This window comes from Gemmiger sp. (genome assembly GCF_057431175.1).
The window spans coordinates 41,299-58,295 of sequence record NZ_DBMDDV010000006.1 but is presented as its reverse complement, the minus strand read 5'-3'; the positions used below and the strand labels follow the sequence as shown (position 1 = coordinate 58,295).

At 58.5% G+C, this 16,997-nt stretch carries 15 protein-coding genes; 1 reads left to right on the top strand and 14 read right to left on the bottom strand.

Annotation, left to right across the window (positions count from 1 at the left end; all coding sequences use genetic code 11):
- Nucleotides 1-109: 109 nt before the first annotated feature.
- Nucleotides 110-748 carry a YczE/YyaS/YitT family protein gene (locus tag ACZO0A_RS04015; RefSeq protein WP_215693382.1) on the top strand — a complete coding sequence of 213 codons (639 nt, stop codon included), beginning with the start codon at nt 110-112 and terminating at the stop codon, nt 746-748.
- Between the two features lie 88 nt (nt 749-836).
- Here ACZO0A_RS04015 and ACZO0A_RS04010 read toward each other — a convergent pair whose 3' ends face one another.
- The 14 genes from ACZO0A_RS04010 to ACZO0A_RS03945 all read right to left on the bottom strand — a co-directional run bounded on the left by ACZO0A_RS04010 (nt 837) and on the right by ACZO0A_RS03945 (nt 16,992).
- A complete protein-coding gene (locus tag ACZO0A_RS04010; protein ID WP_368043168.1) occupies nt 837-2,216 on the bottom strand; it encodes a sodium-dependent transporter in 1,380 nt (459 codons plus the stop codon).
- A 145-nt stretch (nt 2,217-2,361) separates the two neighbouring features.
- The gene (locus ACZO0A_RS04005; RefSeq protein WP_302376631.1) at nt 2,362-3,828 is read right to left on the bottom strand and encodes a zinc ribbon domain-containing protein; all 1,467 of its coding nucleotides are present in this window, start codon (nt 3,826-3,828) and stop codon (nt 2,362-2,364) included.
- A 185-nt stretch (nt 3,829-4,013) separates the two neighbouring features.
- Nucleotides 4,014-5,111 (bottom strand): RNA polymerase sigma factor RpoD, encoded by a 1,098-nt coding sequence (gene rpoD, locus ACZO0A_RS04000; RefSeq protein WP_215693376.1) that lies wholly within the window; start codon nt 5,109-5,111, stop codon nt 4,014-4,016.
- A gap of 52 nt (nt 5,112-5,163) precedes the next feature.
- On the bottom strand, nt 5,164-6,948 hold the full coding sequence (dnaG, locus tag ACZO0A_RS03995) for a DNA primase (protein ID WP_302370857.1): 1,785 nt from the start codon (nt 6,946-6,948) through the stop codon (nt 5,164-5,166).
- Between the two features lie 123 nt (nt 6,949-7,071).
- Nucleotides 7,072-8,073, bottom strand: a complete 1,002-nt coding sequence (locus tag ACZO0A_RS03990) for a deoxyguanosinetriphosphate triphosphohydrolase (protein ID WP_291232332.1) — start codon at nt 8,071-8,073, stop codon at nt 7,072-7,074.
- Nucleotides 8,074-8,226: 153 nt separating this feature from the next.
- Nucleotides 8,227-8,844: an IMPACT family protein gene (locus ACZO0A_RS03985; protein ID WP_291212889.1), complete on the bottom strand. Its 618-nt coding sequence runs from the start codon at nt 8,842-8,844 to the stop codon at nt 8,227-8,229.
- 66 nt (nt 8,845-8,910) lie between these two features.
- Complete coding sequence (gene rpmE, locus ACZO0A_RS03980; RefSeq protein WP_078784264.1) at nt 8,911-9,117, bottom strand: 50S ribosomal protein L31; 207 nt, start codon at nt 9,115-9,117, stop codon at nt 8,911-8,913.
- Nucleotides 9,118-9,341: 224 nt separating this feature from the next.
- Nucleotides 9,342-11,585 carry a DNA gyrase subunit A gene (locus ACZO0A_RS03975; protein WP_291212895.1) on the bottom strand — a complete coding sequence of 748 codons (2,244 nt, stop codon included), beginning with the start codon at nt 11,583-11,585 and terminating at the stop codon, nt 9,342-9,344.
- Nucleotides 11,586-11,807: 222 nt separating this feature from the next.
- Nucleotides 11,808-13,787, bottom strand: coding sequence for a DNA gyrase/topoisomerase IV subunit B (locus ACZO0A_RS03970; RefSeq protein ID WP_215693366.1), 1,980 nt, complete (start codon nt 13,785-13,787; stop codon nt 11,808-11,810).
- Nucleotides 13,788-13,973: 186 nt separating this feature from the next.
- Nucleotides 13,974-14,861, bottom strand: coding sequence for a glycoside hydrolase family 25 protein (locus ACZO0A_RS03965; protein WP_302376628.1), 888 nt, complete (start codon nt 14,859-14,861; stop codon nt 13,974-13,976).
- Nucleotides 14,862-14,951: 90 nt separating this feature from the next.
- The gene (locus ACZO0A_RS03960; protein WP_302376626.1) at nt 14,952-15,110 is read right to left on the bottom strand and encodes a hypothetical protein; all 159 of its coding nucleotides are present in this window, start codon (nt 15,108-15,110) and stop codon (nt 14,952-14,954) included.
- Nucleotides 15,111-15,203: 93 nt separating this feature from the next.
- Nucleotides 15,204-15,788 carry a pentapeptide repeat-containing protein gene (locus ACZO0A_RS03955; protein WP_302376624.1) on the bottom strand — a complete coding sequence of 195 codons (585 nt, stop codon included), beginning with the start codon at nt 15,786-15,788 and terminating at the stop codon, nt 15,204-15,206.
- On the bottom strand, nt 15,788-16,528 hold the full coding sequence (gene ymfI, locus ACZO0A_RS03950) for an elongation factor P 5-aminopentanone reductase (RefSeq protein ID WP_291232355.1): 741 nt from the start codon (nt 16,526-16,528) through the stop codon (nt 15,788-15,790). Before ymfI ends, ACZO0A_RS03955 begins: the two co-directional genes overlap by 1 nt.
- A 2-nt stretch (nt 16,529-16,530) precedes the next feature.
- A complete protein-coding gene (locus ACZO0A_RS03945) occupies nt 16,531-16,992 on the bottom strand; it encodes a nucleoside deaminase (RefSeq protein ID WP_215693356.1) in 462 nt (153 codons plus the stop codon).
- Between the last annotated feature and the right edge of the window lie 5 nt (nt 16,993-16,997).

The window sequence follows — 16,997 nt, the reverse complement described above, 5'->3', positions numbered from 1 at the left end:
CCCTTGACAAAGGGGTGCGTTTTACAGGATAGTTATTATAAATAACTCCATAAGGCTCCCCTTGAGGGGAGGCTTCAAGTCGGGCGATACAGAAAAGGAAGTTTTGCATATGAATATTCTCGGTCAGAAAATCAGCCTGCGCCGCATCCTGGGCATGATTGCAGGCGTGGTCATTATCGGCATCGGCATTGCGGTGTTCAAGTTTTCGCACCTGGGGAACGACTCCATCAGTGCGCTGAACCTGCGGCTGGCGGAGTTGGTCGGCCTGCCGTTCAGCATCGAGAATGTGCTCATGAACCTGTTCCTGTTTATACCGCAGCTGATTTGGGGGCGGCGGTACATCGGGCTGGGCACCATCATCAACAGCTTTTGCATCGGGTTTATTGTGACGTTCACGAACGACGCGCTTGTCCGGGTGTTTGGCACGGCGGACACACTCCCTGTACAGCTGGTCTGGGTGGCCGTGGGTGTGCTGGTGGTGGCGTTTGGGTGTTCACTGTACCAGACGGCCGATTTAGGCGTTGCGCCCTATGACGCGCTCTCGCTGATGATGGCTGACCGCCTCCCTGTCCCCTACTTCGGCTGCCGTGTTTTCACCGACGCGCTGTGCGCGGTCATCACATTTGTGTCGGGCGGTCTAATTGGTCTGGGCACACTGATCTGTGCGTTTGGGCTGGGACCGTTCGTGCAGTTTTTCAGCAAAAATTTCTCGGAGAAAGTTTTGCGGTACAGCCCGGCAAAAAAGTAAGCGGCTGCGGAAACGTTCCCGGGGCGCCGAGGACGCCGACCCCTACAACAAGAAAAGCCTTCCCCTGTGGGGGAAGGCTTTTTTGTTGTCACATCTTAATGATTCCAAACGCGTTGGCTACCGAGCTGGCCAGGATGATGGCGGCAAAAATTGGGCAGAGCCAGCGGATCATGAAGGCAAAAATCCTCTTGCGGCGGAAGGGCTGACCGTCCGCCTCGACCTCCTGCTCGATTTTCTCCACACCAATGACGCGAGAGACAAGCAGGCAGGTAGCAATGGCCGCAATCGGCATCATGACCGAGTTGGTCAGGAAGTCGAAGAAGTCAAGGAACTGCATTCCGATGATGGTCACGCCCGCCAGTGGGCCATAACCCAGGCTGGACAGCGTACCCAGCGCCACCATGATGACGCCGACAAGCACCGTGGATTTTTTGCGGCCCCAGCCCAGCTCATCTTCAAAGGTCGAGACAGCGCTCTCGGTCAGAGCAATCGAGCTTGTGACCGCCGCGAACAGTACGAGCAGGAAGAACAGCACACCGACGACCGTGCCCAGCCCCATGCTGGCAAACACCTTGGGGATGGTAATGAACATTAACGCCGGGCCTGCCTGTAAGGTGTCCGGGTCGCCGCCGGTGAAAGCAAACACCGCCGGGATGATCATAAGGCCCGCCATGATGGCGATGATCGTGTCAAAAATTTCAACGTGTTCGGTGGATTCCTCGATCGAGACGTCCTTTTTCATGTAAGAACCGAACGTGACCAAAATGCCCATGGCGATGGACAGCGAGTAGAACATCTGGCCCATGGCCGTGACCACGGTCATCCAGGAGAAGTTGTCCGGGTTGGGCACCAGGAAGTAGGCCACGCCCGCCAGCGCGCCGGGCCGCGTGATCGAGTAGACCGCGATAATGACCGACAGCACCACCAGCACCGGCATCATGATCCTGGAGACGCGCTCGACGCCGTTGCGTACGCCTGCAAAGATGATGCCCAGCGTGAAGAGCGCAAACAGCAGAAAGCAAATCTCCGCCGAGGCTCCGTCCGCAATGAAGGAGCTGAAATAGTCATCCTGTGCAAGGCCCTGGGCGTTGCCGCGCAGATACTCAAACAGATACTTGATGACCCAGCCGCCGATGACCGAGTAGTACGGCACGATCAAGACCGGGATAATGGCGTTGATCCAGCCGCCAAAGCCGAGAAAGCCGTTTTTCTTGCCCGGCTTGGCAAAGCTGCCGTAGGCGCTGACCGGGCTTTTGTGGGTCATGCGGCCCAGGGCGGTCTCAGCCATAATCATCGTGTAGCCGAAGGTGAGCGCCAGCACAATATAAATCAGCAGGAAAATACCGCCGCCGTATTTAGCCGCCAGGTACGGGAACCGCCAGATATTGCCCAGCCCCACCGATGCCCCGGCCGCCGACAGCACAAAGCCGAGTTTACCGGAGAAGCTGCTTCTGTTTTTTTCTTTCATGATTTTTCCTATTTCCCTCCGCATTATAGTTTTTTCACACGTGGGCAAGTGTATCACATACAAGCACAAAATGCAACCCCCTGGCAGCAAAACAGCCCCGCCGGGCAGGCGGGGCTGTTGGTTTCAGATTGGTGTCAGGCCGTTATCAGCCGACATTGTCCTGATGGTTGTAGTCCTCAACATTACGGGTGACAGCATTGCTGTACAGTTCGTCCAGGGTTTGGTAGCCATCGTAGCTCCAGTACTTCTCCCACCAGCCATCATCGAGGCCGGTTTTAACATCGAAGCTCGCATTCGCTGTATAGTAGTCATCCAGACCACCGGCGATGTTGCCGTCAGCATCTTTGCTGACGTTCCTGAAAGCGATGTACCAGTAGTACGAAACATCCGCATCATAAACCTGGCCTTTATCATCCTCAAAGTGGTTATGCGAGGTCACCTGATAAGGCAGGATGATAACATCCTGAGAAACACCGTAGTTATCCTTGTTTTTTGGGGTCAGGATGTAGTAGCCCAAGTAGCTCATCCCCTTGAGGGTGACGCACTCGCTGTCCCAAGACTTGGCAATGTATGCATTCAGCACATCCTGGGCCTGGTTCTGCAAGCTGACCAGCACGGAATCGGTCAGGCCGTCGGAATCGGTGACATACTCGTTCAGCCCCTCCACCGTGTAGGTCTTTTCAGTGGTGGCGGGGATAGCGCCGTACTTCTCGATGCAGTCGCTGAAATCATCGCGGTTGCTGTGTACGGTCACGGTGACAGTGTCGCCGTTGGCGAGGTCATACTGCTCGTCCAGTGTGTAGTACAAGCCCTTGGCGGCCTCGGCGGTGGGCAGGGTGTTGACCGTGGCGCTGCCGTCCGGGGAGATGCCGTTGAACTCGACCTCGACGCCGTCGAAAGCATCAAAGGTATTCACAGCAGTCAGGCCGGAGACCTTGTAGGTCACGTCGCTGCACTTGATCTTGACGCCGAACATTTCCTCGGCTTCCTTCTTGGTCTGCTCGTTGACGCCGTCCCAAGTGTAGGTGACAACATCGCCGTTGCTCAGGTTGCAGGTCTTGTCGGCGCTGCCGTCGGCGCAGTAGGTCACAAACAGGCTCGTCTCGCTGCCCTCATACAGGGAACCGGCCAGGTTGCTGAGGCCGTAGGTGTCCTCCTCGTGGTTCTTCATCGCCTTCTGGAAGTTCTTGGCAATCTTTTTGCCGTAATCCTTTTCCAACTTGTCGGTGTCGAACTCGACATCCAGCGTGCCGATGGAGTTGTAGCCCTCGGCAGACAGGGTGATGTACTTGTTCAGGTTGACGGTGGGCTTATGGGTGGCAATCAGCACACCGCCCACAACCACGACAGCCGCCACAGCGACCGGCACAGCCAGCTTCTTGGGGTCGATGGGTGCTTTGGGCGTCACCGTTGCGGTGGCCGCTGCGGGCTGGCCGCCCATGGGCTGCTGTGCGCCCATGACCGGGGGCTGCTGCGGCGGCTGCACGCTTGCGCCGGGCTGGATGTTGAACGCAGGCTGACCGGCGGGCTGGTCAGCGGCGACCGGCTGGCCGCAGAAGGGGCAGAACTTCGTTCCGTTGGGGATATCGCGTCCGCAATGTACACAAATCATACTATTTTCCTCCTTGATTTTCAGCGGGCAGCGCCTTGTTGGGGGTGCTGCCTGCAGCCTTTCCTTGAAGAACTTTCTGTCATGATTCTACATCATCAGGGTGGAGTTTGCCACCCTTTTCGGATGAAACGTCGTTTTTGATGTATGAATGACCACATTCAGGCCCAAATACCGCAATTTGGGGCTTAATCCAGGAAGTCACGCAGTTTTTTGCTGCGGCTGGGGTGGCGCAGCTTGCGCAGGGCCTTGGCCTCGATCTGGCGGATACGCTCACGGGTGACGTTGAACTCCTTTCCGACCTCTTCCAACGTGCGGGGGCGGCCATCCTCCAGGCCGAAGCGCAGGCGCAGGACCTTTTCCTCACGCGGGGTCAGGGTCTTGAGCACATCGGCCAACTGCTCTTTCAGCAGGGTCTGGCTGGCGGCCTCGGCGGGGACCGGGGCATCGTCGTCGGGGATGAAGTCGCCCAGGTGGCTGTCCTCCTCCTCGCCGATGGGGGTTTCCAGGCTGACCGGCTCCTGAGCTACGCGCATGATCTCGCGGACCTTATCGACCGGCATATCCAGGCGCTCGGCAATTTCCTCGGCGCTGGGGTCGTGGCCGCACTCGTGCAGCAACTGGCTGGACACCTTCTTGACCTTGTTGATAGTTTCGACCATGTGGACCGGGATGCGGATGGTGCGGGCCTGGTCAGCGATGGCACGGGTGATGGCCTGGCGGATCCACCACGTTGCATAGGTAGAGAACTTGAAGCCCTTGGTGTGGTCGAACTTTTCCACAGCCTTGATCAGACCCAGGTTGCCCTCCTGGATGAGATCCAGGAACTGCATACCGCGGCCGACATAGCGCTTGGCGATGGAAACGACCAGACGCAGGTTGGCCTCGCTCAAACGCTGCTTGGCCTTCTCGCCCTCGGGGCCGCCGGCCTGAATCTTCAGCGCCAGCTCGGTTTCTTCCTCGGGAGTCAGCAGCGGCACGCGGCCGATCTCCTTTAAGTAAACTTTGACGGGGTCGTCGATGGTGATGCCGTCGGCGGTCAGGCCGTCCTCGTAATCGTCGGCGCCGTCATCCGGGGCGGCAACGGTGTCGTCCACCTCGACGGGGGTGTCGTCGATGACCTCAATGCCGTTGCTTTCCAGCTCCTCATAGAGCTTTTCCATCGCTTCGACTTCCAGGACGTTACCGGCTTCTTCCATAGCGTCGCTGATTTCGGTGCTGGTCAGCTTGCCTGCACGGCGGCCGCTGTCGATCAGATTGCGGATGGGGTCTTTCTTTTCTGCCATAAGTAGGTTCTCCTTTTGGTTTTATATTGTTCAACAACGATGTGGGATGGCGTTATTCATCGGGCGTCGGCTGGTGGGCACCCTTGCGCTTGCCGATATCGGCAAAGAAGTTTGCGAACTGGTCAGCGTCCATCTGCTTGACCTTTTCGCTGGCAGGCTTGGCGGTCTGCATACGGTCCAGGTACATATCAATATCCTGTCTTTGCAGGGGCGTACCGTGGTTCTGCGCCTGAGCCAGGGCAATCTGCCCGAAGGCCTTGTCGTCCAGCATCTGCTGCAAGGTCGTCAGGTTCAGCGGCAGCTGCTCGTCCACACAGCGGAAGATGGCGTTCAGCACCGTTTTCATTTCAGGGTCAAGCACCATCTCCATATCCAGGCGGCTGCGCACGTAGGGCACTTCCTCCGGCTTTTGCAGCAGGGCCGCGGCCAGCTGCCGGGCCGCACTGGCCGCGCCCAGGGCAGACTCGCCGCCGCTGGTGTAGGGCACACGGATATCAGCGGCAATGCCCTCTTTGGATAAATCGCGCTGTTCCTTGCGGTAATTGCGGCGCTCGGCGGTGCGCACCGCGCCCTGCATCTGGGATACGATGGCCTGTTTGGAGACGCCGGTCTCGTCGGCCAGCCGCCCGGCGTAGACATCCCGTGCCGTGGGGCTGACGCCGCGTTCGGTCAGGATGTCGATAGCCTCGCGGATGTAGCTCAACCGCCCATCGTCGCTGCGCAGGTCGTACTTGGCTTTTGCCTTTTTCAGCTGGAACTCGGTGGGATTGGCCGTGCCGTTCAAGAGCATTTCAAACCGCTCACGGCCATATTTTTTGATGAACTCGTCGGGGTCCTTCGCGCCCTGGTAGCTTAACACGCTGACTTTCATCGGCGTATTGGCCATGATGCCCAGGCTGCGCTCGGTGGCTTTCTGGCCCGCCTCGTCGGAGTCGTAACTCAATACGACCTCGTCGGCGTATTCGCTCAGCAGCTTGGCCTGCTCGGCTGTCAGGGCCGTTCCGCAGGCACAGACCGCCGTGTCGAACCCGGCCTCGTGCATCGAGATAACGTCCATGTAGCCTTCGCAGAGGATGTAGCGCTTGGACTTGGATTTTTTTGCGACGTTCAGCGCAAACAGCGTGCGGGATTTGTGGTAAACCATCGTCTCCGGGCTGTTGATGTACTTGGGCTTAGAATCATCCAGCACGCGGCCGCCAAAGGCGATGATAGCCCCGCGCACATCGATGATGGGTACCATGACGCGGTGGCGGAAGATATCGTAGAGATTGCCCTTGGCGCTGCGCTTGACAAGGCCGGAAGTTTCGAGTTCGCTTTCCGAGAAGCCAAGGTGCTTTAAATAGTGCAGCAGGCCGACGAAATCATCGGGCGCATAGCCCAGGCCGAAGCGGCGGATGGCCGCGTCGGACAGGCCGCGCTTCTCTTTCCAGTAGCGGCGGGCCATGGCGGCCTCCGGCGTTTTGGCGTTGAGGTTCTCGTAGAAATACCGCGCGGCGCAGCGGTTGATTTCCAGCAGACGCTGGCGGGCGCGGGATTCGCGGTCGTCCTCCTCGGGCAGGGGCATTCCGGCGCGGGAGGCCAGCTGTTTGACGGCCTCGACATAGCCGAGGTTATTGTACTTGCGCACAAAGCTGATGACGTCGCCCGCTGCGCCGCAGCCGAAGCAGTAAAAGCTCTGGGTATCGGGGTAAACGACGAAGGACGGCGTTTTTTCGTTATGGAAGGGGCACAGTCCGGTGGCGGTGCGCCCGCGGCGGCGCAGCTGCACATACTGGCCGATGATCTCTTCAATATCATTGCGCCGCACGACTTCCTGTATGTATTCCTGGGGGATCATGGGTTGACTGCACCTCCTTGTCAGATTGTAGGGGCCGGGCATGCCCGGCCCGCGGTTTTCCCGCAATGCTGCGTCTGCCAATCTGTGCAGGGCCGGGCATGCCCGGCCCCTACGGCGCAGCGGTTACAAAACGTGCCACTTTTGCGGCACGAACAGTTCCTCAAACAGGCGGGTGGCAAACTCATCGCTCATGCCGCTGATGTAGTCGGTCACGGCGCGGTCAACGCCCTCGTTGTAGGCGATCTGCATATAAAAATTTGGCATCAGGGCCGGTTCGTCGCTCAGGCGGGTGTACAGCTCGCTGATGAGCTTGTCCACCTTTTTTTCCTCGCGCTTGGCCTCCTTGTCAACGTAGACCGTCGAGTACATGAAGTCCTTCAAAATCGCGTAGGCGGCCTCGACCTCGGGCGAAAAATTGATCTGCCCTTCCCCGCTGTGGGCGATCAGATCGGTTATCATCGTCGTGATGCGCTGGGATTTCGTCGCGCCCAGCACGGCGGTAGCTTCGGGCGGCAGCTGGCGGGCGTCCAGCACACCGGCGGTGATAGCGTCCTCGATGTCGTGGTTCAAAAATGCAATGTGGTCGGCGCGGCGCACAACACAGCCCTCCGGTGTGCGGGCCCAAGCGCCCGACGTGTGGGTCACGATGCCATTGCGCACCTCCCAGGTCAGGTTCAGGCCCTGGCCGTCGCGCTCTAAGTAATCCACCACCCGCAGGCTTTGGCGGTAGTGGGTAAAGCCGCCCGGGCACAGCCGGTTCAGCGCCCGCTCCCCCGCGTGGCCGAAGGGCGTGTGCCCCAGGTCATGGCCCAGGGCGATGGCCTCGGTCAAATCCTCGTTCAGGCGCAGAGCGCGGGAGATCGTGCGGGCGATCTGGGAGACTTCCAGCGTGTGGGTCAGGCGGGTGCGGTAGTGGTCGCCCTCCGGTGAGAGAAAGACCTGGGTCTTTTGCTTTAGGCGGCGGAACGCCTTGCAGTGCAGAATGCGGTCCCGGTCGCGCTGGAAACAGGGGCGGATGGGGTCATCTTCCAACGGCGTGCGGCGGCCCAGGCTGTTTTCGCTCAACGTTGCATAACGGCTCAAGGTTCGGCGCTCGATGGCTTCGGTCTCTTCGCGGATCGTCATGGTATGTCCCCCTTTTTTACAGCTTCTATTTATAAATACGACAAAACTGCGGGAAACACTCTTTTTTTGTGGAAATTTTTTTGAAGTTTTTTCACGGCTGCGGGGGCGGGACGTCGGGCGGGGCACCCTCACCCCGCTGGAGGGCGCCGCAATTCAAAACGCCGCATACTGTGCCTCGGAGATCTCCACCTCGGCGCCGCCGCGGGTCAGCTCGGTCAGGGCGGTGACGAGTGTACCCTCCTGCCCTGCGGGCATACGCCAGCAGAGTGTCACGGCATCGTCAAAAATCGGCTCGTCCAGCCGTGTTTCCGCCGCCGCTATGATGCGCTGGGCCTGCTCAAACTGGGCGTAGGGCACGCGCAGACGGCAGTCCACCACCAGCCGCATACTGACAAGCTCGGCATTCTGCAAAGCCCCCGACGCGGCGGCGGTGTAGGCCCGCACCAATCCGCCGGTGCCCAACAGGATGCCGCCGAAATACCGCGTTACCACAACAATAACGTCCGCCACGCCCGCATGGCCGATGGTTTCCAGCACCGGCGTACCGGCGGTCTTGGCTGGTTCGCCGTCGTCGGAATACCGCGTGCGGCCGTTTTGCAGCACATAGGCGTAAACGTTGTGCCTTGCGGTGCGGTTGGCGGCACGCACGGCGTTCAGCACGGTCAGGGCCTTTTCCTCGGTGTCGGCAAAGGCGGCGGTGGCGATAAAACGACTGCGCTTTTCCTCATATTCAAAGGTGGATGTGCCGCGGATGGTCTTGTAATCAGCCATAGGAAACCTCGCTGTATAGCAAAAAATACCCCGGATGAAAAAACATCCGGGGTACAAAAAACGGAATTACTTGCCAGACTTGGCGAAGCGGCGCTTGAAACGCTCGACGCGGCCACCGGTATCGACCAGCTTCTGCTTGCCGGTGTAGAAGGGATGGCACTTGCTGCAAACTTCGACGTGGATCTCCGGCTTGGTGTCACGGGTGTGAATCACGTTGCCGCAGGCACAAGTGATGGTGCAGTCCACATAGTTCGGATGGATGCCCTGCTTCATGGTTATTTCACCTCTTTCTCGATTATGATAAAAGGAGCCATACTCAATATATGTGCTCATCACAATCTCCGAATTGCGGCCACCAGCGCCCGCCATCCTGTGCGGACGGAGCAGCCATCTGAACGATTGCTGAAATATTTTAGCACAAAGCAATCACAATGTCAAGCAATTTTGGAAATTTCACAGGAAACCTCGTCTTCCCCCTTGGGGGAAGACTTTCACGCTTACAGTGTCAGCTGCTCGGCTTTGTCGTCGGCTTTCAAAATGGCACCGGCGGCAGGCAGGGTCCGCACGCGGTAGCGCGGGGCGTCGTTTAGTTCCAGGCCCTCGGCCAGCGTCACGCGGGAAATCTTCGCGTTTTTCTTGAGCGCCACCACATTGACACCGGCGGTGTCGCGGGTCGCCTTCTCGGGAATCAGCGCACTGCCCACCAGCAGCAGGCGGTTGTTGCTGGTGAAGATAGCCAGCTCGGTTTCCTCGGGCAGATAGCGCATAAAAGCCAGCACGGCCTTGTCGCTGTACGCTTTCAGCAGCTTGCGCCGGTTCTGCTTCGTCTCATAGCTGGAAAGCGGCACTTTGGCACACTTGCCGTTGTCGTAGAAGAAGAGCATCCAGCCTTTGTAGTCGGGCGTGACCACCATATACAGCGGCACTTCGCCCTCCTCCATGCCGAGGGCCGAGGCCACGTAATCGCCCAAAACGCTCGCCTTGCTGTCGCCGAAGTCATAGGCGTGGGACTTGTAAACCTGACGATGGTTCGTGAAGAACAACAGTTCCACGCTGTTCGTACTCTCGCAGGTGAACAGGACCTCGTCGCCGTCTTTCAGTTTCTGTTCACCGCTCATACGCAGGCTCTGCGGCGTGATTTTCTTGAAGTAACCGTCCCGCGTGAAGAACAGATGCACCGGGTAATCAGGGATCTGCTGCTCCGGCTCCTCGCTCTCGGCGGCGGGGACTTCGTACATAATTTCGCAGCGGCGGGGCTTACCGTACTTCTTGGCGACGTCGGCCAGCTCTTTCATGATAATTTTGTTGATGCGTGCCGGACGTTTGAGGATATCCTCAAGGTCAGCAATGGCGTTTTCCAGTTCCTCAATTTCCTCGGTGCGCTTCAAAATATATTCGCGGTTTAAGTGGCGCAGCTTGATTTCGGCCACGTACTCGGCCTGCACCTCGTCGATGCCGAAGCCAATCATCAAGTTGGGTACGACCTCGGTTTCCTCTGCGGTATTGCGCACAATTTCAATTGCTTTATCGATATCCAGCAGGATAGCTTTCAAGCCTTTGAGCAGATGCAGGCGCTTCTGCTTGCCCTGCAAATCGTAGTAGGTGCGGCGGCGCACGCACTCGGCGCGGAAAGCGATCCACTCATTCAGAATGCTGCGCACCCCCAGCACCTTGGGCTGGCCCGCAATCAGAACATTGAAGTTGCAGGCAAAGCTGTCCTCCAAGGGCGTAGCCTTATACAGGCGGGTCATCAGCTTGTCGGGATCCTGGCCGCGCTTGAGGTCGATGGTCAGTTTCAGACCGTTCAGGTCAGTCTCGTCGCGCATATCGCTGATTTCGCGGATTTTGCCCAGCTTGACCAGCTCGGTGATCTTGTCCATGATGGCCTCAACGGTCGTCGTGGGCGGGATCTGGGTGACGTCGATGCAGTTGTTCTCTTTATCGTAGCTCCACTTGGCGCGGACGCGGACACTGCCGCGGCCGTTTTCCAGCACGTTCTGCATCTCGGCGGCATCGTAGAGAATCGTGCCGCCGCCGACGAAATCCGGCGCGGGGATGATTTCCCGCAAATCGGCCTGAGGATCCTTCATCAGCGCGATCGTCGCGTTGCAGAGTTCTTCCAGATTGAAGGAGCAAATATTGGACGCCATACCGACGGCGATGCCCAGCGTGTTGTTTGCGAGAATCGTCGGGAATGTGACGGGCAGCAGCGTCGGCTCGGTGGTCGTGCCGTCGTAGTTGGGCACAAAGTCTACGGTATCCTTGTCGATATCGCGGAACAGTTCGTCGCAGACCGGCTCGAGCTTGGCCTCGGTGTAACGGGCGGCGGCGTAGGCCATATCGCGGCTGTACGCCTTGCCGAAGTTGCCCTTGGAGTCGACGAACGGTACGAGCAGGCTCTCGTTGGAGCGGCCCATGCGAACCATCGTGTCGTAAATCGCAGCGTCGCCGTGGGGGTTCAGGTGCATGGTGCTGCCCACGATGTTGGCGCTCTTGGTGCGGTTGCCTTTCAGCAGGCCCATCTCGTACATCGTGTAGAGCAGCTTGCGGTGGGCGGGCTTGAAGCCGTCGATCTCCGGCAGCGCGCGGGAGACGATAACGCTCATCGCATAGGGCATATAGTTTGTTTCCAGCGTGTCGGTGATGGCGGATTCCAGCACCTCGCCCGCTGATAAAATCTCGACGTTATCGCCCAGCTGCGGGCGCGCCGGGGTCAGCTTTTTTTCTTTTTTTCTTGCCATATGATAAAATCCTATATTTCACAGCTGCCCGGCAGGGGCCGGATATGTCCGGCCCCTGCCGGGAGCAGAGCGTTTGCGGAAAGGCTGAGGGCGGGGCATACCCCGCCCCTACACGCGCGGCAATCGTAGGGGCGGATACCATTATCCGCCCGTCAGACGGCAGTCACCTTGCGGGCGCATATGGAATGCGCCCCTACGGGGTGTTCTTCTGTCGGGCGCGTATCAGCTTACATCCAAATCGTCCAAATACTCCGAACCGTGCTCGGCGATATGCTCTTTACGGCCCTGCAGGTTGTCACCCAGCAGCAGGTCAAACACCGCGGCGGTGCGCTCGGCATCGGTAGGCAATACCTTGATAAGGCGGCGGCTCTCGGGGCTCATCGTCGTCAGCCACATCATCTCGGGGTCGTTCTCGCCCAGACCTTTCGAGCGCTGGATCGTGTACTTTTCGTCCTCGATGCGACGCAGGATGTCAGCCTTTTCCGGCTCGGTGTAGGCGAAGTAGGTCTTGTTCTTCGTGTTGATCTCGTACAGCGGCGACTCGGCGATGTAGACATACCCCTTGTTGATAAGGGTCGGCGTCAGGCGGTAGAGCATCGTCAGCACTAGGGTGCGGATCTGGTAGCCGTCCACATCGGCATCGGTACAGATGACGACTTTATTAAAGCGCAGGTTGTCCAGGTTGAAGCTGGCCAGGTCTTTGTTGTGGCTGCCGCCCAGCTCAACACCGCAGCCCATGACGCGGATCAGATCGGTGATGATCTCCGACTTGAAAATACGGGCGTAGTCGGCTTTCAGGCAGTTCAGGATCTTGCCGCGGATGGGCATGATGGCCTGGAACTCCGAGTCGCGGCTCTGCTTGACCGCACCCATAGCGGAATCGCCCTCCACGATATACAGCTCGCGGCGGCTGGCATCCTTGGTGCGGCAGTCGACGAACTTCTGCACGCGGTTGGCGAGGTCCATCTGCTGGGTCATCGTCTTTTTGATCGTGATGCGCGCCTTCTCGGCGTGTTCGCGGCTCTGCTTATTGATAAGAACCTGCTTGCAGGCCTTTTCGGCCTCGTCGGGGTGCTCAATGAAGTAGACCTCGATCTGATGCTTGAGGAACTCGGTCATGGCCTGGGCCACAAATTTGTTTGTGATGGCTTTCTTGGTCTGGTTCTCGTAGCTCGTGCGGGTGGAGAAGCTGGACGACACCAGCACAAGGCAGTCCTGCACATCGGCGAAGGTAATCGCACTTTCGTTTTTCTTATACAGGCCCTTGTTTTTCAGCCAGGCGTTGATCTGGCTGACGAAGGCCGTGCGCACAGCGCGGTCGGGGCTGCCGCCGTGCTCCAGCCAGCTGGAGTTGTGGTAGTATTCCAGACACTGCACGGTGTTGGAGAATGCGAACGCGACGTTCATCTTGACCTGATAGTCCGGCTGGTCGGCGCGGTCGCGGCCGGTGGCAGCACCGCTGCAGAAGTATACCGGCGTCAAGGCCTTATCCCCTACCAATTCGTTGGCATAGTCGGTGATGCCGTGCTCGTACAGATACTCAAACTTCTCGGCGTCCGCGCCGGACTTGTCGGTGAACACCAGCGTCACACCGTCGTTGACGACGGCCTGGCGGCGCAGCATATCCTTGAAGGATTCCGCCGGGACAGCGATATCGGTAAAGACCTCAGTGTCGGGCTTCCAGCGGATGACCGAGCCGGTGCGCTTGCCCTTGAACGGCTCTTTCTGCAAGCCGCCCACATTCTCGCCTTTTTGGAAGTCGAGGTGGTAGTGGAAACCGTCGCGGTAGATATCGGCAGTCATCCACTCGCTGGCGTACTGCGTGGCACACAGGCCCAGGCCGTTCAGACCCAGGCTGAAATCATAGTTGCCGCTGCCCTCGGCGTATTTGCCGCCGGCGTACAGCTCACAGAAAACGAGGTCCCAGTTCCAGCGTTCCTCGGCCTTGTTGTAGTCCACCGGGATGCCGCGGCCGAAGTCCTCGACCTCGACGACATGATCCGGAAAGAGCGTGACGTTGATGCGGTTGCCGTGGCCGTCGCGGGCTTCATCAATGGAGTTGGAGATAATTTCAAAAATGGAATGGGCGCAGCCCTCGACACCGTCGGAGCCGAAGATGACCGCCGGGCGCTTGCGCACACGGTCAGCACCTTTCAGCTGGCGGATACTGTCATTGCCGTATTCCTGTTGTTTTTTTGCCATGCGGCGGTTCCCCCTGATTTATATTGAAACAGTGGTAGTTTTTGCACATATATTTTTATTAAACCACAGTTTGGAAGTGTTTGTCAAATCGACTTGCTCTCTGCGGGCAGGTTGTAGGGGGCAGATGCGGGCATCCGCCCCTGCAAGCTCAGTGTAATACAACAATTCGTTGTTGTCAAGTTGTTCTTATGAATTGCAGTTACAATTACACGGTTCCACCCGGTTGCGGTCGCCGATGACCGCGGTCCAATACTCGGCACCCCGGAAGCGGAAGATGACCCAATCATAGCCGTTGTATTTCTGGGTGCTCTGCTTGACGACGCAGTAGCTGCCCAGCGGCAGATAGCCCACTACATCGTTGAAATTGGCCGTGTAGAAATACTCGCACCGGGCATTGAACACCACAAGCCGCTGGCCCGCCACCGTCTCCATAGAAGGGCCGGAGACCCCATAATTATTGTAGCCTCCGGCCTGTATTTCGGGTAAAAAGTCCTTGTAACTACGGTTCAGGTCGCACGCGCCGGATATCCCATTCACACTGCCGCTGCCCGAATATTGCCACATGGCGTAGTTGCCGTTGTAGCCTAAGGTCGAGCGGTAATCCGCCACCCACAGCGGATATTGGCGCAGCGCGGCGGCGTTCAGATAACTATTGATGTAGTTCGTGTAGCTATACCATCCCGCGTACCATTTGCGCTGGTAGAGGATATCCATGGCGTACTGCACCAGGCTGGTCAGCTCGGCGCGGCCCAGGCTGGTCAGGCTGAAATCCTCGACATCCACAAACACCGGGTACTCTAATTGCAGCCCCTCCATGACGTTCAAAAAGGTCGTCAGCTCGTTGGCGACGGCGGCGCGGGTGCGGGCGTAGGTGTAGTAGTAGGCCCCCACCCGCAGGCCCGCCGCCTTGGCCCCGTTGACATTCTGCAAGAAATACGGGTCAACATACAGCCCGCCGCTGTTGCTGGACCCCACGCGCACCATGGCAAACTGCTTGCCCGCCGCCGCCACCCTGCCCCAGTTGATATTGCCCTGGTAGCGCGACACATCAATGCCGTTCTGGTATACAGCCATAAAAAGCCCCCCTTTGCGGTATAGTATGCAAAGAGGGGGTGGGGTGTGTAGTATCCTGTTTCCGCTGCGAGGTCGGCAGACATGGGGCATTTACGCCAGACGCCGTTCCGCAAGCAGGACGATGCCGCGCTCCTGTGCTGCTTCCCGTAACACTGCAAAGCCGTTTTTGCACCAGAAATGATTGGACTGCGGGTTCTCCTTGTCAATGCCGAGGCGTACCGCCGCCGCAATACCTGAAGTACTGGTCATTGCGCAGCATCCATGCATACAGCATCGACACATCGGCGTCCGTCAGGCGGCGAATTGTATACGAATTGGACAGCTTTTCAATCTGTATATTCTTCATAGCAATTTGATCTTCAAATCTCCCAACAGCGACACTGCCTCCGGCAGTGAAAATTTTGCACCCTGCAGCTTGCAGCCGAAGATATCGACTTTATACCCACTAGCCTCTTTGAAGTTTGCCTTCCGCATATCGCACTGGTAAAACTCGGTGTCCAACAGGTCGCATTTCTCGAAATCCGCGCTGACGAGATTGCACTTGGCAAACATCGAGCGTTGGATCTCGTTGCCCGCAAAGTTGAATTTTGTAAGGTTCATCTCGGTGAAGGTGTTGTATTTCAGGCGGCAGTCCTGCAATTTTTCGATCGGGTCAGCAAACGAGCCGTCTCCCTGCAGGGACAGCCAGTCGATATTGTTGAGGGTGCAGTTTTGAAATTCTGTAAACTTTGCACGGGACATCGTGGTTTTCAGTCCTGTAATTGTACAGCGGATGAACTGGCACTCGCTCAGCACGCTGTGGTCCAGCTTGCAGTTTTCAAATGTGCAGTCGATGAAAGTGCAGTCGGAGAAGTCGCAGTCGTAAAAGGTTTCCTCTGTAAAATCAAGGTGTGAAAAGCGCTCTCCCTCGCGGTATTCGGCGCGCATTAAATCACCAGTCCTCCGTTGACACCCAGCACCTGGCCGGTGATGTAGCCGCTGGCCTCATCGGCCAGAAAGACCATCGTGCGTGCAATCTCGTCCGCTGTGCCCAGGCGCTCCACCGGGGTTTCCTCGGCCAAAGCGGCGCGATCCTCGTCGGTGAAGGACGCCATCATATCCGTATCAATGACGCCCGGCGCAATGACGTTGACCGTGATGCCGCTGGGGCCTTCCTCTTTTGCCAGCGCCTTGCCCAGACCGATGAGGCCCGCCTTGGCCGCGCTGTACGCGACCTCGCAGCTGCCGCCGGTCTGGCCCCACATACTGCTGACCAGCAGGATGCGGCCATATTTCTGGTGGATCATGCCGGGCAGCACGGCACGGCAAGCGTAGAACGCGCCGTCCATGTCAACGGCCATCATCCTCCGCCAATCCTCGTCGGTGGTGTCGGTGAAAAGTTTGACCTGTGCGATGCCCGCGTTGCAGACGAGCACCTGCAGGCTGCCTAATTCCCGCTGTGCCTGCTCCACGGCGGCTTGCACCTGAACAGAGTCGCCCGCGTCGGCCCGGATGGCAAGGAAGCACCCGCCGGGGGCGAGGGCTTCGGCCTGGCGGCGCACGGCGTCGGCGGCGTCGGGGTGGGCGTTGTAGGTAAAGGCGACGTTATAGCCGGCCTTGGCGAACGCCAGCACCGCCGCCGCGCCAATGCCCCGGCTGCCACCGGTGATGAGTACGTTTTTGTTCATGGTTATTTTTTCTTCCTTTTTTCCCGCAGCATCACAAAAAATTCCTGCAATAGGGCCTGCGCTTCTGCCTCCATCAAACCCGATTCAATGACCGGGTGGTGGTTGAAGGGCAGGGCAAACAGGTCAGTCAGGCCGCCGCAGCAGCCGGCCTTGGGGTCGCGGGCGCCGTAGACGACCCGCTTCAGGCGGCTGTTTATGATGGCCCCGCTGCACATCGGGCAGGGTTCCAGCGTCACGAACAGCTCACACTGCCACAGCCGCCAGCCGCCCAGTGCCTTGCAGGCTGCGTCGATGGCCATAAGCTCGGCATGGTAGGTGGCGTTTTTGCCGCTCTCGCGCAGGTTGTGGGCGCGGGCAATGATCTCGCCGTCCTTGGCGACGACCGCCCCCACCGGCACTTCGCCGAGGGACGCAGCAATTTTTGCCTCGTCCAGCGCGGTCTGCATCAGTTCTTCATCAGACATAGTTT

Excerpts from the sequence above, each read along its gene's own strand:
- ACZO0A_RS04015 (WP_215693382.1), top strand. The coding sequence starts at position 110 with ATGAATATTCTCGGTCAGAAAATCAGCCTGCGCCGCATCCTGGGCATG.
- ACZO0A_RS04010 (WP_368043168.1), bottom strand. The coding sequence starts at position 2,216 with ATGAAAGAAAAAAACAGAAGCAGCTTCTCCGGTAAACTCGGCTTTGTG.
- ACZO0A_RS04005 (WP_302376631.1), bottom strand. The coding sequence starts at position 3,828 with ATGATTTGTGTACATTGCGGACGCGATATCCCCAACGGAACGAAGTTC.
- rpoD (WP_215693376.1), bottom strand. The coding sequence starts at position 5,111 with ATGGCAGAAAAGAAAGACCCCATCCGCAATCTGATCGACAGCGGCCGC.
- dnaG (WP_302370857.1), bottom strand. The coding sequence starts at position 6,948 with ATGATCCCCCAGGAATACATACAGGAAGTCGTGCGGCGCAATGATATT.
- ACZO0A_RS03990 (WP_291232332.1), bottom strand. The coding sequence starts at position 8,073 with ATGACGATCCGCGAAGAGACCGAAGCCATCGAGCGCCGAACCTTGAGC.
- ACZO0A_RS03985 (WP_291212889.1), bottom strand. The coding sequence starts at position 8,844 with ATGGCTGATTACAAGACCATCCGCGGCACATCCACCTTTGAATATGAG.
- rpmE (WP_078784264.1), bottom strand. The coding sequence starts at position 9,117 with ATGAAGCAGGGCATCCATCCGAACTATGTGGACTGCACCATCACTTGT.
- ACZO0A_RS03975 (WP_291212895.1), bottom strand. The coding sequence starts at position 11,585 with ATGGCAAGAAAAAAAGAAAAAAAGCTGACCCCGGCGCGCCCGCAGCTG.
- ACZO0A_RS03970 (WP_215693366.1), bottom strand. The coding sequence starts at position 13,787 with ATGGCAAAAAAACAACAGGAATACGGCAATGACAGTATCCGCCAGCTG.
- ACZO0A_RS03965 (WP_302376628.1), bottom strand. The coding sequence starts at position 14,861 with ATGGCTGTATACCAGAACGGCATTGATGTGTCGCGCTACCAGGGCAAT.
- ACZO0A_RS03960 (WP_302376626.1), bottom strand. The coding sequence starts at position 15,110 with ATGACCAGTACTTCAGGTATTGCGGCGGCGGTACGCCTCGGCATTGAC.
- ACZO0A_RS03955 (WP_302376624.1), bottom strand. The coding sequence starts at position 15,788 with ATGCGCGCCGAATACCGCGAGGGAGAGCGCTTTTCACACCTTGATTTT.
- ymfI (WP_291232355.1), bottom strand. The coding sequence starts at position 16,528 with ATGAACAAAAACGTACTCATCACCGGTGGCAGCCGGGGCATTGGCGCG.
- ACZO0A_RS03945 (WP_215693356.1), bottom strand. The coding sequence starts at position 16,992 with ATGTCTGATGAAGAACTGATGCAGACCGCGCTGGACGAGGCAAAAATT.